Origin of the sequence: Sulfurimonas sp., from assembly GCF_027056685.1 — a bacterium.
Classification (GTDB): domain Bacteria; phylum Campylobacterota; class Campylobacteria; order Campylobacterales; family Sulfurimonadaceae; genus Sulfurimonas.
In genome coordinates this window covers 36,947-43,499 of record NZ_JALUKE010000007.1, presented here as the reverse complement: position 1 = coordinate 43,499, position 6,553 = coordinate 36,947, and the positions used below count along the sequence as shown (strand labels likewise).

Sequence of the window (6,553 nt, the reverse complement as noted above, 5' to 3'; positions counted from 1 at the left end):
TAAAGACTTGTTCTACCTGCTCTCTCTCACCTTTTCTTAAAAGTCCATTATCTACAAAGACAGGAACAAGTTGCTCACCAATTGCTTCATAGAGCATTGCTGCAACAACAGAACTATCAACACCACCGCTGAGTCCACAAAGCACTTTACCATCACCAACGCGTTCTCTAATAGATTCAATTTGTTGTTTTAAGAAATGCTCCATTTTCCATTTTTCAGCTACACCACAAATATTTTTTGCAAAATTACGAAGCATTAAGTAACCCTCTTCTGAGTGTTGTACTTCTGGATGAAATTGCATTGCATAGACGCGTTTTTCATCATTTGCAATCGCTGCATATGGAGAGTTACTTGAAGTTGCAATAACTTTAAACCCTTTAGGAAGTGTCTCAACTCTATCTGAGTGACTCATCCATACAATTCTATTGTTGTCACACTCTTTAAAAAGTGGTGAAACAGCATCGGGATAGCCTACTAATTCAAGTTCAGCTTTTCCATATTCGTGATGATCAGAACGAATTACACTACCACCAAAATCCACTGCAATTCTTTGCATACCATAACAAATACCAAGAATAGGCAGACCCATATCATAAACACCCTGATCCACCTCATAAGCGTTTTCATTATAGACTGATGAAGGACCACCACTCAAAATAATACCTTTAGGATTTTTTGCTTTTATATCTTCTACTTTTGTGTGATAAGGAAGAATTTCGCAGTAAATTTTATCTTCACGCAGACGACGAGCTATAAGTTGTGTATATTGAGAACCAAAATCGAGGACGATAATACTAACATTTGTCATTTGAAATGCCTTTTTAAAATATGATAATTAATGAGAAAGAATACTATAAAGTAGATTAATGTTTGATTTAAACGCAGCCATTTACTGCGTTTAAGAGTTAAAAAGTTTAGTAAAGTCCTAAAATTTCAAATTGAACATACCAAATAGCAATTGAAACGAAGTAGCCAGCCAAAACTGTCCATGAGTGTTTCATATGTGAACCAAAAGTATAAACACCACGCATTTTACCCATAACACCCACACCTGCAGCGGAACCAAAACTGATTAGACTGCCGCCAATACCTGCTGTCATTGTTACAAGCATCCACTGGTCTGTATCCATAGATGGAGATGATTTCAAAATAGCACTCATAACAGGAACATTATCAATCACTGCAGATAGGAAACCTACACCAATATTTGAAGCTGTTGCCCCTGCCATCGCGTAAACATCATGTACATACTCTAAAAATCCTAAAAAGTGTAATGCTCCAACTGCCGAGAGAATACCAAAGAAGAAAAGAAGTGTATCATTTTCCACTTTTTCCATATTTACATAAATATTGAATGTATTTGCACCTTTTCTTTTTAATTGGAATGAATAGAGTTTTAAAATTGCAAGTCCAAACATCATACCCCACATTGCTGGAAAATGGAAGAATGTATGTCCTAAAACTGCAATAACAATAGTAAGCACACCTAAATATGCAACAGTAATACCACCGTCTAAAACAACAGGTTTTTTCTCAGTTGAAGCATCAAAGGGAGGCTGACCAGAAGGAAGAGAAAGACTTAGCAAAAATGCTGTTACACCCCACCCTATTACTGAAGCTGGAAAAAGATAAAGAAAATCTACAAATTGACCTTTTTCTGCAGTCCAAGACATTAGTGTTGTAATATCTCCAAATGGAGACCATGCACCACCTGCATTTGCAGCAACAACAATATTTATAGCCCCTGGAACTAAAAATGAAATATTTTTCTTATCTATTGTAAAAAGTACAGTAGAGAGAATAAGTGCTGTTGTTAAGTTGTCTGCAACAGGAGAAATAAAGAATGCTAAAAGACCTGTTAGCCAAAAAAGTTTTTTATATGTATAACCCTTTGAGACAAGTTTATACTTCATTAAATCAAACACACCACGCTCAAGCAGTGTTTCGATGAAAGTCATAGCCACTAAAAGGAAGAAGAATATTTCAGAAATCTCTAAAATCAATCTCTCAAGTTCTTTATGTAAAGGCATTGGATCAAGCCCGTTTATAGCATAGTAAATCCCAATAAGCATAAACATAAATGTCCCAGCAAAAAGTGATGGTTTTGCCTTATTTATCTCATACTTCTCCTCTGTAGCTATAAAATAGTACGCTATAACAAAGACTGCTAAACTTAGCCATCCTACCCATGTTGTTGCAAGATTAATTGCTTCGTGTTCCATTATTTCTCCTCTTGTATTGTGTGAACCCCTATAGATTCACTGCGTTTAAGTGCCGATGTTACTATCTCTTTTGCAGTTAGTAAACGAAATTTGAGTAGTTTACCAATATTTTCATTTAAAAGAGCATTAATTGTCTCTAAAGCATCATTTAATCCTCGTTTTGTCCTCACTATAGAAACATTCTCCCACATTATATGACGCAGCTGATTTTTTATGTTCTTGTCATTTTTAAGACTCATGACCTCATCTTCAAGCTTGAAATGCATATCTTCTTTTGGCTCATCAATATGTTTCATAATATCATCAGTCGCTCTTTTTGCAAAAACCATTCCCTCAAGCAAAGAGTTGGAAGCAAGACGATTTGCACCATGCACTCTTGTAGATGCAACTTCACCAACAGCATACAAATTTTTTACACTTGGCACTTTTGCATCCAAATCTGTTTTTATACCACCAATGGCATAGTGAAACGCAGGAGAAATTGGCACTCGCTGTTGTGGTACTTTGTAGCCTAAGCTTCGTAAGTTTTTATAGATATTTGGAAAACGGTGTGCAAAATACTCTTCATCAAAATTTTCAAAATTCAAGTATATTTTCAATCCTGTTTTTCTTGAGTAGTGATACATCGCTTTTGAGACAATATCACGAGAAGCAAGCTCTCCTCTCTCATCATAATCAAATAAAAATCTTCTACCATTTTCATCTTCCATTGTTGCACCCTCACCACGAAGTGCTTCTGTAAGCAGCATCTTTTGTGCATTTGTAGAGTTTACAAAGACAGTTGGATGAAATTGCAGCATCTCCATTCTATCGAGTGCTATGCCTTTCATCACACAAAGTCCTTGCATATCTGCACTAATGCAGGGTGCATTGGTATGGTACTCAAAAAGGGAGCCAACACCACCACTCGCTATAATGACATTTTTAGCATAAATATTTCGTCTCTCTCTATGTTCAAGCAGAGTAACACCATAACACTCTCCATCTTTAATGAGTAAATCAACAACTCTTGCATCACCAAGCATAGCATGTCTGTTTTGTTGCAGCAAAAAGTAGTGTAAATATCTTCCAGTTGCATCACCACCAGCATGCAAAATACGCTCACATGAGTGTGCGGCTTCTTTAGTATAGAGAAGTTTATCATTTTCATCTCTGTCAAATTCAAATCCGTGTGCTATTAAATCATCAATAGCCTTGCGTGAATTTTCACTCAAAACATTTACAGCATCCGTGTCGCATAAGCCTGCACCTGCTTCAAGTGTATCTTTTATATGAAAAGGTATATCTGCTTTATCGCGAGCAAGAGCTACACCACCTTGTGCATAAAAGGTATTGCATTTGAAAGTTTCACGCTTATTAATAAGCAGGATTTTTTTATCTTTTGGCAAATTCATAGCAGCATAAAGTCCTGCTACGCCTGCTCCTATTATTATTACATCATATCTTATCATTGGCTGCAACTCGCATTATTATCTTTTTGTAACTCTTTTTTTTGAATTATAAACTTCACATTTTTATCGCTAAAGCCTTTATCCTCTTCGTAATATGGATTAGCTTTATAGCCACATCCACTAAAACATAAGAAAAAGCCTGCTATAATTAACAGATGAAAAATGTTAGCGATATTCTTAATTCTCTTCAAAATAAACCTCAGTTTTCTAAGCTTTCGCACTATAAATGCATCTCTAGGATACAGTCGTTATTTTCGCCACCTTTACAAAGAATGGTCAAGTTTGCTTACATTAAAAACAACACACTATTCTTTGTACTCAACCACCCAGGTGCCAAACAAGAGTTTGATAATAATATACAAAGCATTAAAAGTGCTTTAAAGTTCTATAATCCTGATGAGTGTCAGGCAGATAACATCCAAGATATTAAAGCATTTGTAACACATTCTCCTACAAAAGTATTCAAATTAGAGAAGAAAGAACCGCAAATATACCCAGAGCGTTCAAGTGGAGAGTTTGAAATAAACATTCATAACCAAGAACTAAAATCGCTTGTAGAGTCTATTCAAAACATTATAAAAGAGAAAAATGCAACTGTTAGAGACGATTAAACAGCTCCCCTCTTCTGCGGGAATTTACCAATACTTCGATAAGAATGGTCACCTTTTATATGTTGGCAAGGCAAAAAATCTTGCCAACAGAGTAAAAAGTTACTGGAAATTTACACCAAAATTAGGAGCAAATACAAACCTTTCTGTGCGAATAAAAAAGATGATAGAGCAGACAGTTTCCATGAATTACATCGTCGTAAACTCCGAACATGATGCACTCATTCTTGAAAACTCTCTTATCAAGCAACTCAATCCAAAGTACAATATACTTTTAAGAGATGATAAAACCTACCCCTATATTTATATTGACAACTCTCAGGAGTATCCCCGTTTTGAAATAACAAGAAAAATTATAAAGAGTAAAGACATTACCTACTTTGGTCCCTATTCTGTTGGTGCAAGAGATATTTTAAACTCTATCTATGAAATCTGTAAGCTTGTTCAAAAAAAGGGTTCTCTTAAATCAAAAAAACTCTGTTTATACTATCAAATAGAGAAATGTTTAGGTCCATGTGAACTTCCAGTTTCAAAAGAGCGTTATCAAAAAGAGATTGATTTAGCTACAAAACTCATTAAAAACAAAACATTTTTAACAAAAAAGCTCAAAGAGAGAATGAACTTTTATGCCCAGGAGTTGCGTTTTGAGGAGGCAGGTGAACTGCGCGATAGAATAGAGAGGATTGAGCGTTCAGAGATTAAAAGTGACATAGATTTTGCAACAGATGAAAATTATGATATTTTTGTCATAGAGCACTCCCCTAAGCGTGCCGTCGTTGTTCGTATATTTATGCGTCACGGTAAAATTATATCCTCTACCCATAATTATATAAACATAAATGAAGAATTTAATATAAATGAGGCCTATTCTCGTGCCTTGATTGATTTTTACAAAGATGAAAAGCCCCCTATTGTTGCACCTATTTTAGTTGCTGATATGTTTGATGACTTGGCACTTATAGAAGCACATTTAAGCAAAATATTTGAAAAAAAAGCCTCTATATCTGTACCACAAAGAGGCAAGAAAAAAGATTTAATTACTCTTGCAAAACTAAACGCAGCAGAGTTACTCTCAAGAGAAACAAATATATCTAACACTGAAATTTTAGAAGACATTCAAGATTTATGCAAACTAGAAAGAGTTCCTCTAAGAATTGAGACCTTTGACAATTCACATATGGCAGGAGTAGCTACTGTAGGCGCTATGATTGTCTATGAAAATGGCAGATTTGATAAGAAATCTTACAGAACTTATCATCTAAACGCAAAAGATGAATATGCACAGATGCGAGAAACGCTCTCTCGGCGCGTTGCAAGTTTTGCTAAAAATTCTCCACCAGATTTATGGATACTCGATGGTGGCGCAACGCTTCTTAAGCTTGCTTTAGAAATTTTAGAATCAAATGGCGTTTTTTTAGATGTAATTGCTATTTCTAAAGAAAAAGTTGATGCAAAGGCACATCGTGCCAAAGGAAAAGCAAATGATATTATCTACACAAAAGAGGAAGCTTTTCGGCTAAAAAATAGCGACAAAAGATTACAATTTGTTCAAAATTTACGAGATGAATCACATAGAGCAGCCATCACTTTTCATAAAAAAACCAAGCTCAAACTCGACCAAGAGAGTAAACTGCTTAACCTAAATGGAATTTCACCAGCAAAAGTACAAAAACTTTTAAACCATTTTGGGACTTTTGAAGCACTCAAAAATGTTACCCAAGATGATATTTCTTCACTTTTAAATACAAAAGATGCAAAAACCATCAAAAATATTTATAAATAAGTTTTTTTTTTATCCCTTTATGATATATTTGTGATAGATTAATAGTTCAAGCAATTATAAGGTTTTTTTATGAGTAAGGTTATTCCAAAAGATAAAGAGTATTTTTTTGATGACGATGTGATCATTAGCCAAACAGATTTGAAAGGTGTTATTACATATGGAAACAGAGTTTTTTTTAAGGTTTCAGGATATGAAAAGGATGAACTAATAGGGCAAGCACACAATATTCTCAGACATCCGGATATGCCAAAAGAGGTATTTAAAAAGATGTGGGAGACTATTCAAACCGGACAAGTTTGGAACGGACTTATAAAAAACCTGCGTAAAGATGGTCTTTACTATTGGGTGGAGACAGAAATACTTCCCATACGGGATGAGAATGATGAAGTCATAGGTTACATAGCAGCAAGGAAATCCGCTTCAAGAAAAGATATTCAAGAAAATGAAGAGATTTATCAAAAAATGTTAGAGACGCAAAAGTAAGGAGTG

The 6,553-nt window shown here is 34.9% G+C and carries 6 protein-coding genes; 3 read left to right on the top strand and 3 right to left on the bottom strand.

Annotated features, from left to right (window positions below):
- The 3 genes from guaA to nadB all read right to left on the bottom strand — a co-directional run.
- The coding region (gene guaA, locus MVY38_RS00425; protein ID WP_297482187.1) for a glutamine-hydrolyzing GMP synthase at positions 1-808 on the bottom strand (808 nt) is incomplete at its 3' end.
- A gap of 106 nt (positions 809-914) precedes the next feature.
- Positions 915-2,222 carry a sodium:proton antiporter NhaD gene (gene nhaD / locus MVY38_RS00420; protein WP_297482182.1) on the bottom strand — a complete coding sequence of 436 codons (1,308 nt, stop codon included), beginning with the start codon at positions 2,220-2,222 and terminating at the stop codon, positions 915-917.
- Positions 2,222-3,670 (bottom strand): L-aspartate oxidase, encoded by a 1,449-nt coding sequence (gene nadB / locus MVY38_RS00415; protein ID WP_297482193.1) that lies wholly within the window; start codon positions 3,668-3,670, stop codon positions 2,222-2,224. Before nadB ends, nhaD begins: the two co-directional genes overlap by 1 nt.
- 158 nt (positions 3,671-3,828) lie before the next feature.
- On the opposite strand from nadB, the gene MVY38_RS00410 reads away from it, so the two are divergent.
- From MVY38_RS00410 to MVY38_RS00400, 3 genes are all read left to right on the top strand, one after another.
- Complete coding sequence (locus tag MVY38_RS00410) at positions 3,829-4,284, top strand: hypothetical protein (RefSeq protein WP_297482179.1); 456 nt, start codon at positions 3,829-3,831, stop codon at positions 4,282-4,284.
- The gene (gene uvrC / locus MVY38_RS00405) at positions 4,262-6,064 is read left to right on the top strand and encodes an excinuclease ABC subunit UvrC (protein ID WP_297482176.1); all 1,803 of its coding nucleotides are present in this window, start codon (positions 4,262-4,264) and stop codon (positions 6,062-6,064) included. Before MVY38_RS00410 ends, uvrC begins: the two co-directional genes overlap by 23 nt.
- 69 nt (positions 6,065-6,133) lie before the next feature.
- A complete protein-coding gene (locus MVY38_RS00400; RefSeq protein WP_297482173.1) occupies positions 6,134-6,547 on the top strand; it encodes a PAS domain-containing protein in 414 nt (137 codons plus the stop codon).
- Positions 6,548-6,553: the final 6 nt, after the last annotated feature.

Excerpts from the sequence above, each read along its gene's own strand:
- nhaD (WP_297482182.1), bottom strand. The coding sequence starts at position 2,222 with ATGGAACACGAAGCAATTAATCTTGCAACAACATGGGTAGGATGGCTA.
- MVY38_RS00410 (WP_297482179.1), top strand. The coding sequence starts at position 3,829 with ATGAAAAATGTTAGCGATATTCTTAATTCTCTTCAAAATAAACCTCAG.
- uvrC (WP_297482176.1), top strand. The coding sequence starts at position 4,262 with ATGCAACTGTTAGAGACGATTAAACAGCTCCCCTCTTCTGCGGGAATT.
- MVY38_RS00400 (WP_297482173.1), top strand. The coding sequence starts at position 6,134 with ATGAGTAAGGTTATTCCAAAAGATAAAGAGTATTTTTTTGATGACGAT.